The sequence below is a fragment of the Bdellovibrio bacteriovorus genome (genome assembly GCF_025558485.1).
GTDB lineage: Bacteria > Bdellovibrionota > Bdellovibrionia > Bdellovibrionales > Bdellovibrionaceae > Bdellovibrio > Bdellovibrio bacteriovorus_G.
Window position 1 is genome coordinate 1,154,880 of the sequence record NZ_CP102930.1, and the last position, 22,772, is coordinate 1,177,651.

Annotated in this window: 17 protein-coding genes; 6 read left to right on the forward strand and 11 right to left on the reverse strand. The window is 49.0% G+C overall.

Features of this window, described 5'->3' with window-relative positions; translation table 11 throughout:
- Window positions 1–2 precede the first annotated feature (2 nt).
- The 5 genes from EZJ49_RS05830 (at window position 3) to EZJ49_RS05850 (ending at window position 6,825) form a co-directional block, all read left to right on the forward strand.
- Entirely contained in the window at window positions 3–1,556 is a 1,554-nt protein-coding gene (locus EZJ49_RS05830) for a NuoM family protein (protein WP_262555180.1), read from the forward strand.
- Complete coding sequence (locus tag EZJ49_RS05835; RefSeq protein ID WP_262555181.1) at window positions 1,556–3,016, forward strand: NADH-quinone oxidoreductase subunit N; 1,461 nt, start codon at window positions 1,556–1,558, stop codon at window positions 3,014–3,016. The genes EZJ49_RS05830 and EZJ49_RS05835 overlap by 1 nt, the downstream gene beginning before the upstream one ends.
- Before the next feature lie 77 nt (window positions 3,017–3,093).
- On the forward strand, window positions 3,094–4,008 hold the full coding sequence (locus EZJ49_RS05840) for an AAA family ATPase (RefSeq protein ID WP_262555182.1): 915 nt from the start codon (window positions 3,094–3,096) through the stop codon (window positions 4,006–4,008).
- Window positions 3,944–4,888, forward strand: coding sequence for a DUF58 domain-containing protein (locus tag EZJ49_RS05845; protein ID WP_262555183.1), 945 nt, complete (start codon window positions 3,944–3,946; stop codon window positions 4,886–4,888). The genes EZJ49_RS05840 and EZJ49_RS05845 overlap by 65 nt, the downstream gene beginning before the upstream one ends.
- Window positions 4,885–6,825, forward strand: a complete 1,941-nt coding sequence (locus EZJ49_RS05850) for a DUF3488 and DUF4129 domain-containing transglutaminase family protein (RefSeq protein WP_262555184.1) — start codon at window positions 4,885–4,887, stop codon at window positions 6,823–6,825. The genes EZJ49_RS05845 and EZJ49_RS05850 overlap by 4 nt, the downstream gene beginning before the upstream one ends.
- Here the strand turns inward: EZJ49_RS05850 and EZJ49_RS05855 are convergent, their stop codons facing one another.
- The 10 genes from EZJ49_RS05855 to hemW form a co-directional block, all read right to left on the reverse strand.
- The gene (locus EZJ49_RS05855; RefSeq protein WP_262555185.1) at window positions 6,826–8,028 is read right to left on the reverse strand and encodes a patatin-like phospholipase family protein; all 1,203 of its coding nucleotides are present in this window, start codon (window positions 8,026–8,028) and stop codon (window positions 6,826–6,828) included. It abuts the gene before it with no gap.
- 90 nt (window positions 8,029–8,118) lie between these two features.
- Window positions 8,119–8,424: a type II secretion system protein gene (locus EZJ49_RS05860; RefSeq protein ID WP_262555186.1), complete on the reverse strand. Its 306-nt coding sequence runs from the start codon at window positions 8,422–8,424 to the stop codon at window positions 8,119–8,121.
- On the reverse strand, window positions 8,425–10,980 hold the full coding sequence (locus EZJ49_RS05865) for a hypothetical protein (protein ID WP_262555187.1): 2,556 nt from the start codon (window positions 10,978–10,980) through the stop codon (window positions 8,425–8,427).
- A 172-nt stretch (window positions 10,981–11,152) separates the two neighbouring features.
- Window positions 11,153–13,564: an endopeptidase La gene (gene lon / locus EZJ49_RS05870; protein WP_262555188.1), complete on the reverse strand. Its 2,412-nt coding sequence runs from the start codon at window positions 13,562–13,564 to the stop codon at window positions 11,153–11,155.
- A gap of 151 nt (window positions 13,565–13,715) precedes the next feature.
- Window positions 13,716–14,087 (reverse strand): TraR/DksA family transcriptional regulator, encoded by a 372-nt coding sequence (locus EZJ49_RS05875; protein ID WP_262555189.1) that lies wholly within the window; start codon window positions 14,085–14,087, stop codon window positions 13,716–13,718.
- A gap of 92 nt (window positions 14,088–14,179) precedes the next feature.
- Window positions 14,180–14,551 carry a TraR/DksA family transcriptional regulator gene (locus tag EZJ49_RS05880; RefSeq protein ID WP_262555190.1) on the reverse strand — a complete coding sequence of 124 codons (372 nt, stop codon included), beginning with the start codon at window positions 14,549–14,551 and terminating at the stop codon, window positions 14,180–14,182.
- A 107-nt stretch (window positions 14,552–14,658) separates the two neighbouring features.
- Entirely contained in the window at window positions 14,659–16,326 is a 1,668-nt protein-coding gene (locus tag EZJ49_RS05885; RefSeq protein ID WP_262555191.1) for a penicillin-binding protein activator, read from the reverse strand.
- Window positions 16,323–17,312 carry a DnaJ C-terminal domain-containing protein gene (locus EZJ49_RS05890; protein ID WP_262555192.1) on the reverse strand — a complete coding sequence of 330 codons (990 nt, stop codon included), beginning with the start codon at window positions 17,310–17,312 and terminating at the stop codon, window positions 16,323–16,325. The genes EZJ49_RS05885 and EZJ49_RS05890 overlap by 4 nt, the downstream gene beginning before the upstream one ends.
- 11 nt (window positions 17,313–17,323) lie before the next feature.
- On the reverse strand, window positions 17,324–17,842 hold the full coding sequence (gene grpE / locus EZJ49_RS05895) for a nucleotide exchange factor GrpE (protein ID WP_262555193.1): 519 nt from the start codon (window positions 17,840–17,842) through the stop codon (window positions 17,324–17,326).
- Window positions 17,843–17,927: 85 nt separating this feature from the next.
- Window positions 17,928–19,100, reverse strand: coding sequence for a radical SAM family heme chaperone HemW (gene hemW, locus EZJ49_RS05900; RefSeq protein ID WP_262555194.1), 1,173 nt, complete (start codon window positions 19,098–19,100; stop codon window positions 17,928–17,930).
- Window positions 19,101–19,116: 16 nt separating this feature from the next.
- Here hemW and EZJ49_RS05905 point away from each other — a divergent pair, with 16 nt between their 5' ends.
- The gene (locus EZJ49_RS05905; protein WP_262555195.1) at window positions 19,117–21,723 is read left to right on the forward strand and encodes a M16 family metallopeptidase; all 2,607 of its coding nucleotides are present in this window, start codon (window positions 19,117–19,119) and stop codon (window positions 21,721–21,723) included.
- Window positions 21,724–21,728: 5 nt separating this feature from the next.
- Here EZJ49_RS05905 and EZJ49_RS05910 read toward each other — a convergent pair whose 3' ends face one another.
- On the reverse strand, window positions 21,729–22,670 hold the full coding sequence (locus tag EZJ49_RS05910) for a hypothetical protein (protein WP_262555196.1): 942 nt from the start codon (window positions 22,668–22,670) through the stop codon (window positions 21,729–21,731).
- Window positions 22,671–22,772: the final 102 nt, after the last annotated feature.

Here is a 22,772-nt window from a genome sequence, read left to right on the forward strand (position 1 = left end):
GTATGATCCTAAGTAGCATTGTTTTTCTACCTCTTTTGTTCGCGCTTCTGATCGCGATTTGGCCTAAGGCGAACACCATTCGCCACCTGGCTTTGGGTTTGTCTTTGATTGAGTTCCTAGTCAGTCTTTCCATCTTCAAGCACTTCGACGCTTCTGCGACGGGTCTGCAACTGGTGGAAAAATTCATGTGGATTGAGCGTTTCGGTATTCAGTATTTCATGGGAATCGACGGGATCTCGCTGTGGCTGGTTCTTCTGACCACGTTCCTGACTCCGATCATTATTCTGGCCAGCTGGACATCCATCACGGAACGCATAAAAGGCTTCCACGTTTGTATGTTCATTCTGCAAACAGCGATGCTGGGTACTTTCCTGGCAATGGATGCGATCTTCTTCTATGTGTTCTGGGAGCTTTCTCTGGTTCCGATGTACTTCATGGTCGGTATCTGGGGTGGTGCACGCCGTATCTATGCAACCGTGAAATTCTTCATCTACACGATGGCGGGTTCCGTACTGATGCTGGTGGCGATCATCTATATGATGTATCTGACTCAGGAAGCCACTGGCCAGATGAGCGCAAGCTTGCTGGATTTCTACAAACTTCAGATTCCGTTTGTGGGTGGCACGTTCTTCAGCCTTCAAACTTTGTTGTTCTTTGCGTTTGCTTTGGCGTTTGCGATCAAGGTTCCGGCGTTCCCGGTTCATACCTGGTTGCCGGATGCCCACGTTGAGGCTCCGACACCAGGATCTGTGATTCTGGCGGGTGTGATGCTGAAAATGGGTACTTACGGTTTCATGCGCTGGGTGATTCCATTGTTCCCAGAGGCTTCTGAATACTGGGCTTGGTTGTTCATGTTGATCGGTACTGTGGGCATTATCTATGGTGCTTTGGTGGCGATGGTTCAGCCGGATGTGAAAAAACTGGTGGCTTATTCTTCCGTATCCCACATGGGTTACATTCTTTTGGGACTGTTTGCCTTCAATGCTTACGGCATGGGTGGCGGTCTTTATCAGATGCTGAATCACGGTATTTCCACAGGGGCGCTGTTCATCCTGATTGGTATGATCTACGAAAGAACGCATTCCCGTGAAATCTCCAAATACGGTGGTTTGGCGGGTGTGTTGCCGATCTTCACGATCTTCTTCTTTATCATCACGCTGTCTTCCATTGCGGTGCCAATGACCAATGGTTTCGTGGGTGAATTCTTTATCCTTCTGGGAACTTATCAGGCCAATCCGGTGTTCGCGTACTTCGCGGTGTCCGGTGTGGTTTTGGGTGCGGTTTACATGTTGTGGATGTTCAAACGCGTCTTCTTCGGTGAACAAGGAGAGCTTGTTAAAGATGAGCACCACCCCCTGCATGATCTGAATGCCCGTGAAATCGCAGTTTTGGTTCCGATGGTGATCATGGTGTTCTGGATGGGTCTGTTCCCGAATCATTTCCTGAACTATTCCAAAGCCAGCATCGATTATCTTGTGAACAACAGAAGCAATTATAATCTGACGATTGTTCAGCCCGGCGCCGTTGATGTGACTCATGCGCAAGGAGAAAACTAATGAATATCAATATCGGTCTTAGCGACATTCTTCTGATCTCTCCGATGATCGCTTTGTTCTTGGCAAGTTTGTTGCCAATCACCACGAAGGTTCTTCGTGGCAACCGCGAACAACATTCTTTGATCACGCTTTCTCAGGCGTTAATCGGGATTGTGGTTGCGGTGGTTCTTTTGGTCGTTTTTGGTGGCGCGGATAAAACAGCCTTCAACAACGGTCTGATCTTTGATGGCGTGACTCAGTGGATGGGAATCATTTCCCTGGCTGCGGCAGGTGCTGCAATGGTCATGATGTATGAAAATCCGGCGACCAAAGGAAAGCAGTTCTCTGAATTGATCTTCCTGGCGATGAGTTCCGCGATTGGTATGCTGATCCTGGTTTCGGCTGTGGATCTTCTGATGGTCTTCATCGGTCTGGAAATGATGTCTTTGGCGTTGTATCTGATGATCGCTATGAGCCATGAAGAAAAGCTTTCCAAGGAAGCGGCTTTGAAATACTTCGTTCTGGGTTCTTTTGCTTCGGCATTGTTCCTGTACGGTGTGGCCTTCATCTTCGGTTCCACGGGTGGCACAAACATCCTGAGCTTCATGGACAATGCGGCTGAGCTTGTGCAAACAAGCCGTCTGTTCCTGTTTGGTGTGACTTTTGTGATCCTGGGCTTCTGCTTTAAGGTTTCCATTGCTCCATTCCACGCTTGGACTCCGGACGTTTACCAGGGGGCTCCGACTCCGCACTCTGCTTTCATGGCAACAGCGGTGAAAACAGTGTCCTTCGCGGCGTTCCTGCGTATCATTGCGACGAAGTCTTTGACGGGATCGGATCATTTATTTGATATCCTTCAATGGCTGGCTGTGATCACCATGATCGTGGGCAACACGGCAGCGATTCTTCAGAACAACTTCAAACGCATGATTGCTTATTCCTCTGTTGCCCACTCCGGTTATCTTCTGGTGGGTATTATCACGGCGGGTGTGAGCGATAACGGTGCATTTGGGGCTTCTGGTGTGATCTTCTATCTGCTGGCTTACGGCCTGATGACCTTGGGTGCATTTGCTGTTGCAAGCATGATCGAAAAATCTGAAAACCACATTGTGAACGTGGATGATCTGGCTGGTTTTGCAAAACAAAGACCGATGCTGGCGCTGTGTTTGACTGTGTTCCTGCTTTCTTTGGCGGGTATTCCACCAACACTGGGCTTCTTCGGTAAGTTCTATCTGTTCAACGCAGCTATCGGTGAAGGTTTGTTGTGGTTGGCAGTGTGGGGTGTGTTGAACTCTGTGATCGGTGTTTACTACTATCTGCGCCCGATTGTTGTGATGTATATGAAAGATGGCGAGGCCGAGATTGCCGGACATTCTTTGAATGCGACAACAGTGACGGCGGTGGTTATGGCGGTTGCCATTATTTTGATGGGCTTTGTATCTGGTCCCATCTTCTCTGCCGTAGAGAAAAGTCTTTTGTAGGACTTTTGACCTGAAAGAAACTTCATTAAGAGCCCCGGTGATGCCGGGGCTTTTTTTTGCCTTTATTCTATCCACCTATGAATAAAAAGTTTCATGAACTGATCTCTGAAGCCTCGAAAGTTGTCCTGGATAAAAACGTGGAGATCCGTCTGGCGATGACCTGTCTTTTGGCAGGCGGGCATCTGCTGATCGAGGATCTTCCGGGTGTGGGTAAAACCACTTTGGTGCAAGTTCTGGGAAAGCTGACCGGATTAAAAACCCGTCGTATTCAGTTCACGATTGATCTGCTTCCGGCTGATGCAATTGGCGGTCAGGTGTTTCATCCGCAAGAGCAAAAATTTGTCTTTCATCCCGGACCGTTGTTTTCACAACTGGTGATGGCCGATGAACTCAATCGCGCCAGTCCTCGCACACAAAGTGCATTGCTTCAGGCGATGGAAGAAGGTGAGGTCTCTGTGGATGGCACCAACTGGCCCTTGCCAAAGCCGTTCTATGTTATTGCCACTCAGAATCCACATCAGCAAACAGGAACTTTCCCGCTGCCAGAAAGTCAGCTGGATCGGTTTTTAATGAGTCTTGAGTTGCATCATGCCTCTAAAGAAACCGAAGTGCGTCTGTTGCAAGGGGAAGATCCGCGGGGATTGCTGAATAAGATCCACGCACTTTTTAGCGAAGGTGAAATCGAGCAGGCCCTGCAACAGGTGCAAGCTGTGAAAGTGGCGCCTGCGGTAGCCAATTATATTGCGGATATTCTGGAAAGATCACGCCGTGCTGGATTTGAGGGGGCACCTCTTTCGACTCGGGCAGGGATGGCACTGGTGCGCGCGGCAAAGGCATGGGCGTTTCTTGAGGGCCGGGACTATGTGCGCCCGGATGATGTGCAACAAGTTCTGGTTCCCGTACTAGGACACAGACTGGGAGGCAACCATGGCATCAAACGAGGTCGTGAGTGGGCTGTCGCGCTTCAGAAAGCCACTGCAGTTCCTGTCTAAAAAGAAAAAAAGAACTTACATCATGCCATCGCGTTTTGGTGTCGCCTTTGGCGCCATGGCATTGGTGTTATTCTTTCTGGCGGTAGGTTACGCCAACAATTTAATTTATATCTTTGTCTTCTTTCTGATCTCGGTTGCCGTGACGGGCATTCTTCTAACCAACAAGAATATGGATATTGTGCGGGTGGAGGGAATTGAAAGCCCAGAACTTTTCGCCAAAGAAGAAGGCCGCGTGCGTGTTGATCTGGAAAACAATTCAGACATTCCTGCATGGGAGGTGGAGGCTGTTTTTGCCAAAAGCAAGGATTTGACCGAGCGAATTTCGCTGGCTCCGAAATCACAGGAAAGTTTGTTCCTGAGGTTCACGCCTTTATCGCGCGGATATATTTCTTTGCCCAGAATTACTTTGCAAAGTGTTTATCCATTTGGACTTCTGCGCGCCTGGAAGTATGCCGTGAGCGAACAAAAAATCCTTATCTTCCCGCAAAGAAGGGGTGATGTGGAATTTCCTGTGGATTCTGTATCAGGTGAAGGCATGCAACAAAGCGGACTGTTCAGAGATCACAGGACTTTTCAAAGCGCCGATCCTTTAAGTCGTATTGACTGGCGTGCCAGTGCGCGACGACAGGAGCTTTTAGTGAAAAACTATGAAGAACCGGAAAAGCCCGCCCTGAGTTTTTCATGGGAGCAAACAGCTTACCTTGAAGATCCTGAAAGCCGGATTTCACAATTGTGCCTGTGGGTGGATCAGGCCGCTAAACAGGGATATTCTTATTCTTTGACAGTGGGATCAAAAGAACATGGAAAAAATTCCGGAGCTGCCCACAGGCAGGAATGTTTAAAAACTCTGGCTCTTCTTCAGACGGAGAACCTGCCATGACGGATAGAAAATTCTTTAGCCAAAAAGCACTGGCGTTTTCGTTTGTCACAGCGATGGTGATGGTGGGTATTGAAGTATCTCCGTGGATTGCCTTTTCTTCGGTTGGTCTTTTGATCTGGAAATGGGGTGTGGAAAACCTAAAATGGAAGCCACTTTCAAAGAAAGTGACAGGTGTTTTAAGTATTGCTCTTTTGGTGCAGATCCTGTTGCAGTTCCGAACATTTATTGGGCAGGAGCCTTCTTACACATTTCTTCTGGGGCTTTCTGGTTTGCGCGTGATGGATTATCGCAATGAGCGCGATCATCGTTTCCTGGTTTTATTGGGTTTTGTATTGGTGTCGGTCAAAGCTCTTTTCAGTTTGGATATTTACTGGATTATTCCGTCGGCACTGGCATTTGCGGGTTTGTGGTACTCGCTTCTTCCCGGTGCGCTTCCTCATAAAGGCAGAGTGCTTTTAAAGGTTTTTGCGCTTTCTGTGCCGGCCGCGGTGATTATGTTCTTTGCCTTTCCTCGCGTGGTTCTGCCCTGGGCGATGTCGCGCGGAAGTAACACCGGACAAATTGGCTTTAGTGAGGAACTAAATCCCGGAAATGTCGCTGAGCTTGCCGGGATTTCCACGATGGTTTTCAGGGCCAAGCTTTCTGAAACAGGAATAAAAAACGCAGAGAATCTTTATTGGCGGGGTTCGGTTCTGCCATATTCGCGCGGGCTTAGTTGGCGGCCGGGAACTTTAGGGCTGCGCGCACCGGAAAAAGGGACAGAGGTTTCCAAAAGTTCGTTATATGAAATTGCCCTGGAACCACATTCAAATACTTATCTGTTTGTGTTGGATGGAACCAGCGAAGTGCAATTGGAACAGGGTCGCACGATGTCTTTAAATGGAGACATTTATCGAAGTGCCCGCCCGCTTATGACCACCACGGTGTATAGAGCCAAATGGAGCGAGGGCAGTAAAGACACCTTGGCTCCTGATGAAGACTATTTGCGCACTCCGGAAATGCGCGGTCGTGTTTTGGAATGGGTGGAACAGACAAAAAAAGATGCGGCCGGAACTGAAGAACGTCTTCAGGCTTTGCAGGATCTTTTTGCCAAGAATGATTTTACTTACAGTTTAAATCCTGGTGTTTACGGCGGTCCCAATGATTTAGAGGCCTTTTTGTTCTATCGAAAACGCGGCTTCTGTGAACACTTTGCCGGTGCCTATGCGACCTTGGCGAGATCGCTGGGGATTCCATCCCGGGTTGTCGTCGGCTATCAGGGGGGGCGCTATAATCCCATGGGTGATTTCTGGCGAGTCACGCAAAGAGATGCCCACGCTTGGGTGGAAGTTTTTCATCAGGGGGTATGGCAAAGAAAAGATCCCACCAGTTGGGTGGCGCCTTTAAGGCTGGTGATCGGGGCTGAAGATTTCTTTAATCTTTCAGAGGAAGATCAAAAGGTCTTTGCCAGAAATGTGCAGTGGCGCCCTTCAAAGGACTCCGGCATCACTTTATGGGACCGGGCTGAGTTTTTGATCGATGATCTGAACTACAGATGGACCTACTTCCTTGTCGATTTCGATCGCAGTTCGCAGAAAAGCTTCTGGCAGTCCTTGGCGGATATGAAGTTGCAGATGATTCTGGGATTGATCTTTGTTACGGTTATTGGAGTTCTTCTTTTCCGCAGTCTTTTCAGGACGAAAGGCTTAGTAAGCGAAGAACGAGTTCTGTTTCTGGCAGTGCAAAAGTGGGCGGAAAAAAGAAATCAGCCGCAGGAAAGCGGCGAAACTCCGCTGCATTATCTGACCAGATTGGCCGAAGAAAATCCGCAGCAACGTGAAGCGCTTCGGGATATTGGTCATTTTATTGATCAAAAGGCTTATGCGGGAGAAAGACTTGAACGACAAAGTCAGCATCTGCTGAGGTTGTGGAAACAAGCTGTGGAAAAAGGCAGTTAGTTATTTGAAATCGTATTGGCGAAGGGCATTGATGCCGGATTTAAAACCAATGCGCACAATACGAGCCAGAATTTCCGGATTCAGACTGAAATGATCGACGAAGAACATTTCATAGTTCTGCGGGCGAGGGGCTACATAGATGTAGTCCACTTCCGGGCGATAGTTTACACGATTGCGAATGATTTCAAGGATTTTGTCCTTATGTTCCGGTGGTAAGTTCTGTTGCTTGAAGTAACCATCCACCGCATTGTAGATTCCGCGAATGTCGTTTTTATACTGAATATGGCGAGCGATCTTTTGCTGTACGACTTGGTACAGGGCCTGATTGGCAATCAGTGGAATCCCGTAGTCGTGCAGTGAACCCATTTCCTTGGTGTAGTGATAGGGTTGAATGGAATACGAGGAAATCACCAGATCTGCGCCGTAGTCTGCTGCCACATGCGTGGAAAGGGTATCGCGAATCTCGCCGTCATAATAATGAATCTCTTTTCCATCCGGGCGTTTAATTCCGTAAGGAGCAAACACCGGTGGCAAAGCCGTCGAGCAGGCAACCGCGTCACTGATGGTGGCGTAGTTGATGTATTTAGTGGTCTCGGTTTTAAAAGATTCCGGGAAATTTCCAAAGATGGCTTTGCGGGTGTGATTTAGTTGAGTTCCGATGACAAAAAGCTCAACCCCCAAACGGGCAAAGTCATTATCGACCAGGACTTCTTTGCGCAAATAGTTCTCAATACCTTTTGTGGAAAACAGGCCGTTGAGTTTCAGGCCGTTTTTTAAAAGGGATTCAAAGCCGCCGGTGACCAGGGCCTTTTCCATCAAAGAACGGGGAATAAATTTTAAAAGACTGCCGGAATTCAGATTAAACAGACTGCGATAGGAAATCGGTTTTAGATAACGAAGGTCTGATTTATCAAAAGTGGGTTCAGATCCCGAACCAACTTGAAAGGCATTGATTAAAGATTCCACTGGATAGCCAGCTGCCAGAACAGAGGCCACGAAAGCCCCGGCACTGGAACCGACATAAAGACGGATCGTCATCGGGTCGTTATCCCCGAAATTCTGACGCACCATCTCTTTGGTTCCGCCGGCAAATTTGAATCCCTTTTCTTGAAGGGCCAAGCAAACCCCAATATGAAAGGCGGCGGCTTTGATGCCTCCTCCACTTAAAACCAGGGCCACTTTCTTTTTATCTTTAATACGCATATAGCTAAATAAATTATCGGACCTTCGGGTAAAACTCGCAAAGAATTCTTTTAACAATGGAAATCCCACCGCCGTCATTGACCGTCAGAATCAGATCCACACTGCCTTTGCCCGGAAAGTCCTTTTGTCGGCCCAAGCCAGCACCTTGCAGCAGATGGTGACCAACATGGCCACCGAAGTGATCGGCAGAGGGATGTCGTCAACGGAAGCACCTTTAAGTTCGATGGCGTTGTTGGTCAGAACTTCCTTAAATACGATAGCACGGTCGATACCGGATTTGTGGGTCCTGTTGGACAGGGTCAACTGCATAAGCACAGTCATACTGATCAGCGAAATTGCCACCGCTGCCAGAACTTCAAGTAGTGTCATACCCTGGTTGTTCGCATGAAGTTTCATCTAGTTTCGTGTCTCCAGGATGGGTTGATCGACCCCGATGATGGAACCGAGATTTCGGTAGTCAACCGGAGGGTCTGTATGCACAAAGATGTATCGGCCGTTGTTCACGCTGGGCTGTGATTCCGAAACGCCGCCGACATAATATCCGGCTTCACGGGATTTAAAGTTTGCAGGGATACATGCGCTTCCAGCGGGGATATCCTGATAGTAGTATCCGGTATTCCATTGAAGATTCTTATGTTCCAGCGTAATAGGTGCGCCACCATTGCCGCGAGTGTCGGCAATAATGCGGGTCGGATTGTTCAGGTTCTTCTTTCCGGCAGGAACAAAGGAATCGAAGTTGGTGTACATGCGAATGCCGGAATAAATCACATCAGATTCCTCGCGACCTCCCATGCCGGCAGAACGCTGTAAATCAAAGATGACCGGATAGTATCCTCTTGGCAGTTTGGAGGTGTTGCCATTGTAGTAGTTGGAACTCAACGGGGGAATCGGTGAGTTCGGTGCTGAGACATAAGGTGGCATTTGCGCCCCGGAAACAAGGTTGTAAGGATTTGCCGGGTCTGATGGATTCGGCACGGGTTGAAGCGTATGGCCCGCCATGCTGACCATGCACATATTTGATGGATACTGATCGGCTGTGGAGTCAGGCCCGCTCCATAGGCCGCGCAGAACAAAAGGTGTTGCCGTGTTTGTGTTGGCATTGGTGATCAAACTGACGCTGTCGATTTTGTAGGTGCGATAGCCATAGCGGAAGCCGTCGTTTTCCTGTCGGGCATAATCAGTGTAGTTATGCAAAACCGGCTGAATTTTTCCGCCCACCACGGGCCAGTAAGTGCTCATATAGGTGGGTGTCGCCGGTACATAGTGAGGGCTTAACAAATGCACGCGCTCTGGAGAGAGCATGACCATCGGAATGGGCTCGCGTCCGCTGCCGCTGGCATCACTGTTAAAGACAATTTCACGCAAACGTCCCGGGTCAGAACTTAAAGGTGACGTGTTATCCTGTTGGTATCCGCGCAATGCCAGAGTGTCCTCGCTGATAATCCACAGGGAAAAATTCTTTCTGGCCGGGTTGTTTGGCAGAATCCCGGACATCAAACCCTGCGGAGTATTCTGGCGAATTTCAGTCGGAACTTTTGTATAAACCACACGACGAAGCAGACGCTCTTTAAGGCTGGTGTTGGTTAACTGCGCCACATTGAAGTTGTTCAGGGTTAGCGTATTCAGATCAATGTTTGAAACTTGCTCGCAAGCGGTATTGCCACTGGCATATTTTTTTAGGTAATTAACATCCCAGATAGGGCAGTCCGTATAGGGATTCGTCGGGCTGTCGATCACGCGACCACACTGACGGGCGTCTTCTTCCAGGGCTTCCATGTTGTCCCAATTCAGCTTGGGTGAAGGGATTTCCTCTGCATCTGCTGTGAACAGAGTGCCTTCCAGTCCGGCGTCTTTTCTCCAGGCTTTAAATCCACGAGGGAAATGTTCTGAGTTCGAGCAGACTTTTTTCGTGGTGTCCGAATCGACCTTGGAAACACAGGTGGCATCCAGACGCACGCCGAAACCATTGGCGCCGCCCCAGCCATAATTGAAAATAGAATAGCGATCGACATCATTAAAATAAGTGCCGTTATCGGAAGCCTCCCAGGATTTCAATGGGGGTGACCCGCCAAAAAGAGCGATAGGATAAACCTCACTGCGAATGGAAGCTTTTGTTAAAGGCCCAGCTGCGGTGTTGATGACCTGCTGTTTAAGTGTCATTGCCTTGTTGAAGTCCCGGGTGATGACAGCAGAGCCACCGCCAAACTGACTGCGGTGAGTGGCTGGCATATCCACGGCATTGTCGAAAGGCGCTAGCAGATTTTCAATATTGCTGGGGTGTGGATTTGGTTTGGGTATGACATACTGAATGTACTGCATACCCCCGCCAAACTGAATGCGATCCCCCTGAATGATCGTGCCATACTCGCCCGGCCAGATGCTGGGCGATCCGCCCCAGTTCATCATGCTGTTGGGGCGATTGATATTTCCACCCAGCTGAATCGGACCCTTGGTGTAAATCCGACGATCGCGCGCAATCAAAGCCGTAGGGAAGTCTGCATTGTACAGACGACGCAACGTCAATGGCGCATCTGAACCCGAGAACAAAAGGTAATCTGACACATCCAGAACTTTGATGCGTTTGATATAAACGGCCTTTAGATCGCGATAGTGTCCTTCAGAAATCAGCTCGTAGTTTTTTGTGGTGAAGTTGTACTTGGCCGTCACATTCCAGGTCATGCCGCCTTCCAGCGTGCCATCGACGCTGAAGGATTCTGATTTCAGACAGTTGTTGTCCGGAGGTGGTTCCCACAGACGGCGGGCCAGGGCAGATTCCATAACAGCAAAAGCCGAAGTGGTGACTTCGTTCAGAAGAACCTGATCATGATCCTTTGTCTTGTACTCGTAGTTTCTTTTCTGAATATCTGCGGAGTTCAATACAAAGATCACACCTATGGCACATAAGACAGTGACGAACAGCAGAGTGCTCTGACCTTTATTGTGAAACCTCATGGAACAATCTTAGAACGTTCCCCAGATACAAACAAGATAACACTGAGATACGGACCTTAGACGAAGGTGGGGGAGGGAGTTGTCTCGTATTGAAACAAAAAAAGAAAGCCGGCATAAACCGGCTTTCTTATGAAACGCATGACTCTAGGGAGGGGCGATGCGTACTTGCGGTTTAGGCCGCAAGTGATTTGGATTTCTTAGGGTCTTTTTTCGCAGCAGTTTTCTTTTCTGTTGTCACTTTTGCATTCTTATCGAAGGCAACCGCGAACACTTCATCCAAGTTTTCTGCCAGAATAAAGTTGATCTTGTCTTTGAAGACCTTAGGGATGTCAGCAAGATCCTTTTGGCAAGCCATCGGGATGATGATGTTTGTAATACCCAGGTTCAAAGCGGCAAGACATTTCTCACGGATACCACCGACAGGCAGTACACGTCCTTGCAAGGTCACTTCACCAGTCATCGCGATATCGTGACGAACCGGAGTGCCTGTCATCAAGCTGACAAGCGCTGTTGTCAGAGTGATACCTGCAGAAGGACCGTCTTTCGGGATCGCACCTGCTGGCAAGTGGATGTGAATGTCGTACTTGTCAAAGAAGTCCTCTGGAATACCCAGTTCTTCCTGATGAGCGCGAGCATAAGACATCGCTGCGTGAGCGGACTCTTTCATGACATCGCCAAGTTGACCTGTCAGGGAAAGGTGTCCTTTACCTTTCATTTTCAAAGCTTCCACGGTCAGAACTTCACCACCGGCTTGAGTCCAGGCTAGACCTTGAACCACGCCGATCTGAGAGTCTGCGATCTTATCATCGCGCTGGAATCTTGGCGGGCCCAGAAGCTCTGGAACGGTTGTGGCATTGACCTCCACAAAGTTCGCTTCACCCATCACAACCATCTTGGCCACTTTACGGCAGACGGAACCCACTTCGCGCTCCAGGTTACGAAGACCTGCTTCACGAGTGTAACCAGCGATCAGATACTTGATGCCTTCGTCGGTAAACTGGATGTTTTCCTCAGTGATACCGTTGGCTTCAATTTGTCTTTTGATCAAATGTTTTTTCGTGATCAAAAGCTTGTCATTCTCTGTGTATCCCGGGATGTTCAGGATTTCCATACGGTCGCGCAATGCTGGTGGAATATTTTCCAACACGTTGGCCGTTGCGATGAACAACACATTTGAAAGATCGAAATCCACGTTCAAGTAGTTGTCACGGAAAGTGGCGTTTTGTTCCGGGTCCAGGACCTCTAGCATTGCTGCTGAAGGGTCACCACGGAAGTCAGATCCCAGTTTGTCAATTTCATCCAGCACGATCACTGGATTGTTTGTTTTCGCCTGACGTAAAGCCTGGATGATTTTACCCGGCATTGCACCCACATAAGTGCGACGGTGACCGCGGATTTCCGCTTCATCTTTCACACCACCCAGGGCGATACGGAAGTATTCACGGCCCATCGCACGAGCGATGGATTTACCCAGGGATGTTTTGCCCACGCCCGGAGGACCACCAAAGCAAAGGATTGGACCTTTAAGGTTTGGTTTCAGCTTGCGAACCGCCAGGAATTCCATAACGCGGTCTTTGGCTTTTTCCAGTTCATAGTGATCTTCATCCAGAATTTCTTTGGAACGTTTAAGATCAATATGGTCTTCGGATTTTTTGCTCCAAGGAAGATCCGCCATCCAGTCAAGGTAGGTGCGAACCATTGTGGCTTCGGAAGCATCCGGATGCATACGCTCCAGACGACCCAGTTGTTTCAATGCTTCCGCCTCTACAGTTGCAGGCATTCCGGCATTGATCAGCTTTTCGCGCAATTCGTCCATTTCCTCGGATTTGGAGTCGCCTTCGCCCAGCTCATTCTTTATAGCTTTCATCTGCTCGCGCAGGAAGTATTCACGCTGAGACTTGGACATGTCGTCCTTGGCATTGCCAGTGCGGTTCTTCTGCTGAGTCTGCATCACTTCAAGTTCTGCAGCCAGAATTTCATTTACCAATTTAAGTCTTTCAGTGGCATCAGAAGTTTCCAGAACCTTCTGTGCATCCTGAACTTTCACACCCAGATTGGAAGCGATCAAATCTGCAATGCGACCTGGATCAGAAACATCATCCAGCACCAACAGGATGTCCGGGGAAAGAGGGCGACCCAACGCGATGATGCGCTCGATGTGCTCTTTGGCTGTTCTGATCAAAGCTTCGTTTTCCACCACTGTCTTTTGAACAGGAGTTTCCTCGATCTTTTCAACCGCCACTTCAAAGGAAGGGGCTGTCTTTGTGAAGTTTTTCACGCGGCCTTTAGCCACACCCTGAATCAGGATTTTTACGCGACCATCAGAAAGTTTTCTCATTCTCATGATCATCGCCACTGTACCAACAGTGTAGATGTTATCCGGAGAAGGATTTTCTTCTGTAATATCTTTTTGTGATGCCAGGAAGATCAGGCGGTTTTTCGCCAAGGCTTCTTCGACTGAGCGGATGGAGGCGTCACGGCCTACATACAATGGAATGATCATGTAGGGGAATACTACGATGTCTCTCACAGGTAGCATGGGAAGGGTCTGTGGGATTTCTAGGACTTTATCGTCAAAACTCATACCGCTCCTCCGCGTAATGCGGGAATTTATGTTTCTGGTATGAGTCTTCTCGGTGTGAGACGTTTTTTTCTAAACTGCAATTCAGGAGAAATTTAAAAAATTGGACTGACATCCATGTCAGTGGACCTCATCCAATGAGATAAATTCGTGCTTATTGGAAAATACTAGAATGGCTCTCTTGTTCTTCCATGCAATCAATACAAAGGGCTGTGAATGGTCTTGCTTGCAGACGGCGCGCACTGATCAATTCAGAGCAGGCTTCGCACTGGCCATACGTCCCGTCGGCAATTTTGCCAAGCGCCCGTTCAATCGCATACAAAGCCGTGCGATCACGTTCATGCAGGTGAATGGAGATATTGTTGGAGATATCCTGAGAAGCGGCTTCCGCTTCATCTGCAACCGCAGCCATGCTGGATTGCTCCTCTTTAAACTCATGTGTTTTATTGAGGATCGTGCCCTTTTGGAAGAGCAAGGATTCTTTCAAATTTTGTAGTTCGACTTCCGTCAGTTCGGTTGCGTTCATCTCACCCCCCGATATGATGATCCTTGGCCGAAAATTGATCGCATATTACGGGGGAAAGATTCTCTGTCACTAAAAAAGCACTGCGTGATTATTTAACGCGCAAACTTACGACTTACCGCTTCTCGCATCTCTGCTCCTTCGATGCTTAGGCGAGTCCAAGGAATTGCCAGCAACCTTTCAGTTTCGATAAGTTCCTCTGTTTCTTCACAAATGCCGAATGTGCCTTGTTCGATGCGCGCCAGGGCCATTTCGATCTCGACAAGTTGTTCTCTCATGCGGGCTTGGGATACTAAAAAAGAATGTTCTTCGATATGGGCTACAGACTGATCGCCTTCGTCGCCACCTTTTTCAAAGTGCACCAACTCCCGTTGGGCTGTTCTAAAGCGATTCAAAACATCTTGTTTTGTGGTCAGGAGTTTTCTTCTGCACTCCATCATTACGTTTTCAGATATACGACTTGTCATAACGCCCCCTTCTTTAGATTTTGCGACACTCATTGTCGCTGGTGTTCCTAAGACAGAACACCCACCGAAGGGGGTTAAAAAATCGTCATTAAATAAAATTATGGATCTTATTTACGAATTCTAAGGGGAATAACTTCGCCTTTTTCGATAGTTAGCGCCGTCACCGGGCGCTCGATCTCTCTTTCCGCGTTAATACTGAGGCTTCCTAGGCTTCCAGGGAAGCGGTTTAGCTCAGACATCTTCTTTACCAGTTCCTCACGGGAGCTGGCGCCTGCGGCGATCAGCTGACGCAGGATTAAGCCCGCATCATAAGCCTGCACTTCGATCAAGGAAGGCTCTTCATTATAAAGAGAGCGGTATTCACCCATAAAGCGGGAACGATCATGAGAAGCCGGTGTCATACTATCGACAAAAACCAGATTCTGCGCAAAGTTACCGGCGCGTTTGGCAATGTCCTTGGTGTTCCAAAGATTGGTTCCCAAAAGTTTCACACCACGCACGTCATTATAGGAAAGCATTGCAGAGATCTGACCCATCGCGCGAGCGCTGTCGGGGATAAAGATGCCGTCGAAGTCCACAATCGGTGGCAATACGTTTTCCAGATTGGACTGACGCACGGAATGTTTCTTTCCGGACTGTTGCAGTTCTTTAAGACGCAGATTGAATTCGTCCTGACGGGCCTCGCCGAAGTAAGTGCCCACCAGACGCTGAATCACCAGACGGAAGTCGGTTTCTTTCACTGAATAAGTTTGCACAGCAGTGATTTCACCACCACGAGCCAGCACTTCATCCCAGAAAATATTTGTGAACTCGATACCGTATGGATCGTTCGGGTAAAGAATGGCAAACTTTTTCATGCCCAGATCTTCCATCGCCGTGCGCACCAGAGCGCGCACCTGCATGCCTCCGGTCAGGGAATTTCTGAACACCGTGGGACCAATCTCAGTCAAACCGGAACGCTGGGACAGCGCAATTGTGGGCACACCCAGCTCATCTGATTTTGCCGCCACTGCCGGAGCTGTTTTGGAAAGCAGACTTCCCACGATGGCGATAACGTTATCCTCTTTCACCAAACGCTCAACCCCGCGACGGGCGGAGTCCGGGTTTCCTTCACTGTCCATCACGGCCAGCTTGAAGCCAGAGCCCGGAATGTGCAGCCCCAGGCCCATTTCCAGTCCGCGCAAAGCACGCTGACCAACCGGAGCGTTGCGACCGCTTAATGGCAGCACTACACCGACGGTCTGGGATTGAACGTTCTTGGCTGAATCCAGCTGATGAATAATTTCCTGAGCACGCAAAGCCAGATCACCACCCGGCACGAACTCCGTCACAGAGTTAAAGTATTTACGCGCGTCAGATGTGTCCTTGCGATCCAAAGACATTTCCCCCAGACGGAACATGGCGTGCGCGCGCAGGAACCCAAAATCGGAATCATCGGCGACGTCTTCCAACTGGTCTTCATTCAATTTATTTTCCACCGCATCAATAGCACGCAAGCGGAAGGATTCCTGATCCTGTTTGTTCGGAGCCTGGACCGTCTGATTAACCAGGGTTTTTAGCTGGCTGAGGATATCACCAGAGGAAGCCGGAACAGACAGGTCTTCAGATTCGATTTGTTCCGGAGGCTTTCCCGAGGTCAGACCACCGATGGCTTTGGGCTTCTTGGCGGAGGGAGCTGTGGTGGCGGCTGGTTTTAAAGGGCCGCGTTTTGTTGCAACCGTTGTACAAGAAGCCAAAAGACCGGCAGTAAGAAGCAGGGGGAAAGCGGATTTCATTTTCTATTCCTCATAAGTTGGGACACTTTGTCCTGAAAGGCTTTAACCAGCGGGCTGGATTCGCCGCTTTTTGCCAGTTCTTCCATCAGTTCTTTTTGTCTGCTGGAAAGGGAGCTCGGAGTATCAACCAGAATACGCACCAGCATGTCGCCGGAACCAAAGCCACCCAGTTTCGGGAAGCCTTTACCCTTGAGACGGAACGTCTGGCCGGAGTGAGTGCCCGGTGGAATGCGGATCATCGCTTTTCCGGTCAAAGTGGGAACTTCAATGTTGGTGCCCAGAATGGCATCTGTATAAATAATCGGAAGATCCAGAGTGACATCATTTTCACTGCGTTTGAAAAGCGGGTGTTCCTGAATGTTGATAATCACATACAGATCACCGGCGTTAGCCCCTGCGGTTGCGTCACCTTCACCGGCAAGCTTCAGGCGCTGGCCTTCTTTCACGCCGGCGGGGACGTTCACGGACAACTTGGCAGGTTCTTCACGACCGCCACGCTGGCGCATAAAGCTGATCACTTTTTCGCAGCCCAGGGCGGATTCTTCAAAAGAAATATTCAAAGTATAGCGCAGGTCCGTGCCCTTGCTGGGCCGACGTGGACGTGCGCCGGGACCACGCGCTGATCCGAAAATATCACCAAAGACATCGCCGAAAATATCCTGAAACGGGTCGCCCCCCTGAGAGGAAGATCCCGCCCCACCGAAACCGCCAAAGCCGCCAGCCCCCCCGAAGGGACCACCAGCTCCGCCGCCACCGAAGCCCTGGGCACCGGCATGGCCGAACTGGTCATACATTTCACGTTTCTTGGTATCACTAAGGACCTCGTAGGCCTCAGTGATTTCTTTGAACTTTTCTTCGGCCTTTTTGTCCCCCGGATTTTTGTCCGGATGATACTGCATCGCCAGCTTGCGATAAGATTTTTTAATCTCTTCCGCAGTGGCTGACCTGGAAACATTCAAAATGGAGTAAAAGTCTTTCTTAGACAATCAACACTCTCTTACTCTGGCTTCTTCGCAACAACGACTTGGCCAGGTCTGATCACTTTGTCATGGAGTTTGTAAGGTTTTTTAAATACACGCACCACATGGCCCGGAGGCATCTGGTCGGTGACTTCAGCACTCAAAGCCTCGTGAACAGCCGGATCGAATGGCGCACCATGCGCCGGAACTTCTGTCACGTTGTGACGTTGCAAAAGACTGCGTAATTCCTGCGCGGTCATATCCACACCCTGTTTAAAGGTGGCGAAATTTTCGGCTGTAACATTGATGTTCAAAGCACGTTCAAAATTATCCACGACCTCCAGCAGGTCGCGAACCAGACGCTCACCACCGTATTTCGTCATTTCAGAGCGTTCTTTGATCGCATTGCGTTTGTAGTTTTCAAACTCGGCACGCAGATAAAGGAAGTCGTTTTTGAACTTTTCAGCCTGTTCTTGAAGCTTTTGAATCTCAGAAGCACTGTCGGCATTTTCTGAAGGAGGAATATTCGGATTTTGAGAGCTATTTTCTTCTGACATGAGACGTCCTTTCGCAATACTTAAGATTGTGTATTCACGAGATATTGTCAATGTCAGGAGGCCCCGGGAAAAACTCCTAGTCCTCTTATATTTCGCCTTTGAGGAAGGTCAATTCCTGGAAAATTCGGTTGCTCAACACAAGCCCGTCACGAGTCAGTGACCAATGCCCATTGTCATTCTGAATCCACGCCTTTTCTTCGAGTTTCGACAGGATTCCTGTGACTTTATTGCAGACATCAACGGGGAATTTGGACTGAAGCTGTTCAATATTGAGTCCGCGCATCAGACGCATTGAGGTATGACAAAAGTCTGTAAGCGCCTGATGCCTTTCCAGGGTTTCAAACTGGCTTTCCGGCAAATGAACGGCCGGGGAGCTGAACTGCTGACCATCGAAAGCCAGAATCTGCTTTTGATAGTCGTTGATGTTGTTGATATTCCAGTACCGCGTGCCCCATGTGGATTCTTTGGAATACGAATGGGCGCTAAGGCCCAGACCCCAATAGGGTTCGTCCACCCAATACAACAGATTGTGCTGGGATTCATACCCGGGCAGGGCAAAGTTGGAGATCTCGTATTGTTTAAATCCGGTCTTTGTCAGTTCGTCTGCGATGATGTCGAACATTTCGATTTGTTCTTCGTCAACCGGGCGCCCTTTGGACAACGGATGACCATCAGGCACGGTAAGACAGTAGGGGCTGATATGCCGTGCCCCTTGTTCGACGGCAATTTGCACATCCCGACGCAGTCCATCCACGGTTTGTGAAGGCAGAGCAAAAAGAATATCGAAGCTGAAATTCAGATTGTGGGCCCGTAAAAGGTCGAGCGTTTCCAGGGTTTGTTTTGCGGAGTGCTCACGATGAACCATCTTCAACAAACGATCGTCGAACGTTTGAGCGCCGACACTGAAACGATTCACACCGTTATCAATGTAGGTTTTCAGTTTATCCTCATTCACGGTTGCCGGATTGATTTCAATTGTGATTTCGGTGTCAGGTCTAGTTGTAAATCCATATCTACCCAGCTCTTTGATAATCGCTACAATGAGATGAGCAGGGATGAGGCTTGGAGTGCCTCCACCAAAGTAGATGGTATCCAGACTTTGTGGAGTGTAATAGCCGTGCTTCTGACGGATCTCCTTAAACAGGAGTTCCACGTACTGCTCGGGCGGCAAAATCTTGCTTTGCTCATAGGTGGCAAAGTCACAGTAAGTGCAACGCTGAATGCAGTAGGGAATGTGGATATAGACGCCAAATGCCATGGGAGTTATGTAGAGTATGTCTAAGAAATTTCAACTAAAAAACGGTCTGAAGGTCCTTTTCCTGGAAAGTCATAAATCTCCAGTGGTCTCAGTGCAAATGTGGGTGAAAACAGGCTCTGCCGATGAAAAAAAAGGCGAAGAGGGGATTTCTCACTTTATCGAGCATCTGGTCTTTAAGGGCACCCGCAAATACAAGGTGGGCGAGATCGCCGCCACGGTGGAAGGCTCCGGCGGAGAGCTGAATGCCTATACCTCTTTTGACCAGACGGTGTTTTATGTAACCATTTCCCAGCAGTTCTCGGATGTGGCGCTGGACGTGATCAGTGAAATGATGGGTTATCCGACCTTTGATCCGCAGGAAATCGACAACGAACGCGAAGTCGTTATCGAAGAAATCAAACGCGGACAGGATAGCCCCGGTCGCCGAGCCAGCCAGTTGCTGTTCACCAATGTCTTCCAGAAAAGCCCCTACGGAATTCCGGTGATCGGTTACGACAAAGTCGTTAAGAAAGTTTCTGCTAAAACAATCCGTGAATTCTATCAGTCCCGTTATGTGCCTTCCAATATGTTCCTGGTGGTATCCGGTGACTTTGATTCCAAAGACATGAAAAATCGCGTGCAGAAAATGTTCGGGGGCTTTGAGCCCTTCAAGCTGCGCAAAGTTGCACGCAAAAAAGAACCGGCACAAAAAAATATCCGCATTAAAGTGGAACAGGCCAAATTTGAACAGACCACCGCTTACCTGACCTGGCGTATCCCGAACGTCAAACACAAGGACATTGCTGCGCTGGAAGTGATGTCGGCGATTCTGGGGCAAGGGGACTCCTGTCGTCTGATGCAGACCTTGCGTATTAAAGAACCGCTGACAAATTCTGTGGGCTCTTTTGCGTATTCCATGCAGGATGATGGCCTGTTTGCCGTTTCCTTGGGGTTGGAGAAAGAGAATCTGACCCGCGCACTGGCCGCTTTGATTCCCGAGCTGGTGCGTATGGTGAGCGAACCACCATCAGTGGCTGAAATGCAAAAAGCCATGACCAACTTTGCCAGCCACGAAGTCTATTCGATGGAAACCGTGGATAACATTGCCCGCAAGGCCGGAAGCAATGAGTTCTATTATGGTGACCATGACTACTACAAAAAATACATGAAGCAGGTCTATGCCCTGAAGCCGGAAGATATTCTGAAAATTGCCAGAAAATATCTGAAGGCGGAAACCTTTGGTCTGTCGATGATGACCAATATGGGTAAAAAGAATGCCGAGCGCATTCTGAAAGCCTTTGCCAAAGATTTGAAAAAAGCCCTGAAAGAATCCAAAATCAGCAAGCAAAAGCCTGCGAAGTTTGTGGCTAAGAAATTCAATATCAATGTGGGAGCTGGTGGCAAGGCGCCGAAAACAGAACGCATTGTTTTGGATTCCGGAGCGACGCTTTTGATTCGCGAACAAAGTGACACGCCTTATGTGGCGATGAAAGCCGCCTTCCTGGGCGGGGCGCGTGTAGAGGAAGAGGGTCAGAATGGTTTGACGGAGCTCTTTGCCCGCAATTGGCTGTCGGGTTCTAAAAACTTCTCTGAAGACGACATCAATCTGCGCGTGGATGAACTGGCGGCAGGTATTGGTGCCTTTGGCGGCAGAAACTCGGCGGGTCTTTCCATGGACTATCTGTCACCGTTTGAAGACAAGATGCTGGAAATCTATGCGGACTCATTGTTGGCACCGCAGTTCCCGGAAATTATTCTGGAACGCGAAAAAGTGGTTCTGAAAAATCAGATCAAAGCCCGCAACGACAACCCGGCGCAGCTGTGTATTCTTGCCTTTATGCAGGAAATCTTTAAGGGTCATCCCTACGCCCGCGATCTGGTGGGAAGTGAGGCCAGCGTCAACGCCGTGACGGCAGAATCCTTGCGTGGATATTATAACAAAATTGCCAATGCCAAGAACCTGACTTTTGCGGTTGTCGGCGATGTGGATACAAAAAAATGGGTGAAGACGCTCAATCAGATCACCAAAGAACTTCCCAAAGGGGAGCGTGTAAAAAATCATTTTGCCGCACCGGTGATCAAGGATTCCAAACATCTTTATCGCGAGCTCAAAAAAGAACAGAGCCATATCATTGTGGGTTACCAAGGGCTGACACTTTCAAGTCCCGAACGTTATACAATGGAAATCATTCAGTCGGTCTTAAGTGGTCAGGGTGGAAGACTGTTCCTGGAACTTCGCGATAAAAATTCTTTGGCTTATTCGGTGTCGCCTATGCACATGGAAGGCATTGAGTGTGGATATTTCGGTGGATATATTGGATGTTCCCCGGAAAAAGCTGAAAAAGCCATCCAGATGCTGAAAGAGGAATTTAGCAAGCTGGCCACGACGCTGGTTCCTGCGGATGAGCTGGTGCGTGCGCAGAGATATCTGATTGGTCGCCACGACATTGAACTTCAGCGCAAAGGTACTATTGGCAACGCCATCCTGTTCGATGATATTTACGGTCTGGATTATCGTGAAAGTCTGGATGTCGCGGGTAAGTATTTTGCGGTGACTGCCGAAGATGTGCAGAAGCTGGCGCAGAAAATCTTCTCTCAACCAACGGTGACAAGTTTGGTTGGTCCAAGAGACGTTGAAAAATAAGTTTTCTAATCGAGGGCCTTTTGCAGGTCCTCGATCAGTCTTTGATTTATCACTTCAATATTATCAAATCCGCTGCGGCCAAGTTCCTGCGGGTTGCCGGATTCAAGTATCTGCATATAGTGCTTTTCCAGTACTTCATAAACAGCGGGAATCAGATTTCTTTGATAGTTTTCACTTTTGATATGATTGCGCGCAAGCTTCCAGATTTCCCAACGGGCAGGCAGAAGGGCGAAGTAAATGTCCCCCTCTTCGATCACGCGCTGCTGGTATGCATTTTTCCAAAGACGGCGGGCTTCGCCGTGGCGGCCGTCGGAAAAATCTCTTAACAGCAATTCTGAAATCTTGTCATAGCTTTCGCGGGAATCACGAAGAACATTGTGCAGGGCCTTGGGGTCTTTAGTGGCTGCCAAGGTCACGACATCGGCAAACAGTTCGTGAAATGCGCCCCTCAGATTCCAGTACGGTGTGAGTTTGTGAGAGGAAAGGTCCATGAGTTCGGAACTTTTTTCCAGGGCTGAAAAATCAGCAAAAAGTTTTTGGAAGCTTTTGTTTCGCAGAAGCATATTGGTTTCAAAAACAGCATGGCCATATTCATGGATCAGGGTTGTGAAATTGTGCGCGGGGTGTTTGGCGCCCATGCGCGCTGGGCGCAGGCCGACAGAAATGCGGAAGGTGGTCGGATCAAAAACAGAGAAGATAAAAATATTGTCCACGCTGACAACGCTGCTGGTGGCGGGGGACAGGGGCCCCAGAAGTCCATCGACGTGCTCGAGGATTTTGGCATATTCAGTGGCCTTCGGCCCGTGCTGGGCGGAGGGTTTGATTTCCACGCGCCCATGAGCGCCATATTCCATGGAAAACACAGGTCCGCACAGAATGGCGACCGCCTGAATGGGCGCAAAAATGCCTGCCAGTGCCAATACTTTTTTCAGCCAGCTCCAATACACGCGAACTCTCCATGAAAATTCTTCTGCCGTTAGGTAAATGCAAAGCGGACGCCTTTCTTTGCGTCTCAGTATGAGACTTTTGACCAGCTTTCATAAAAACAA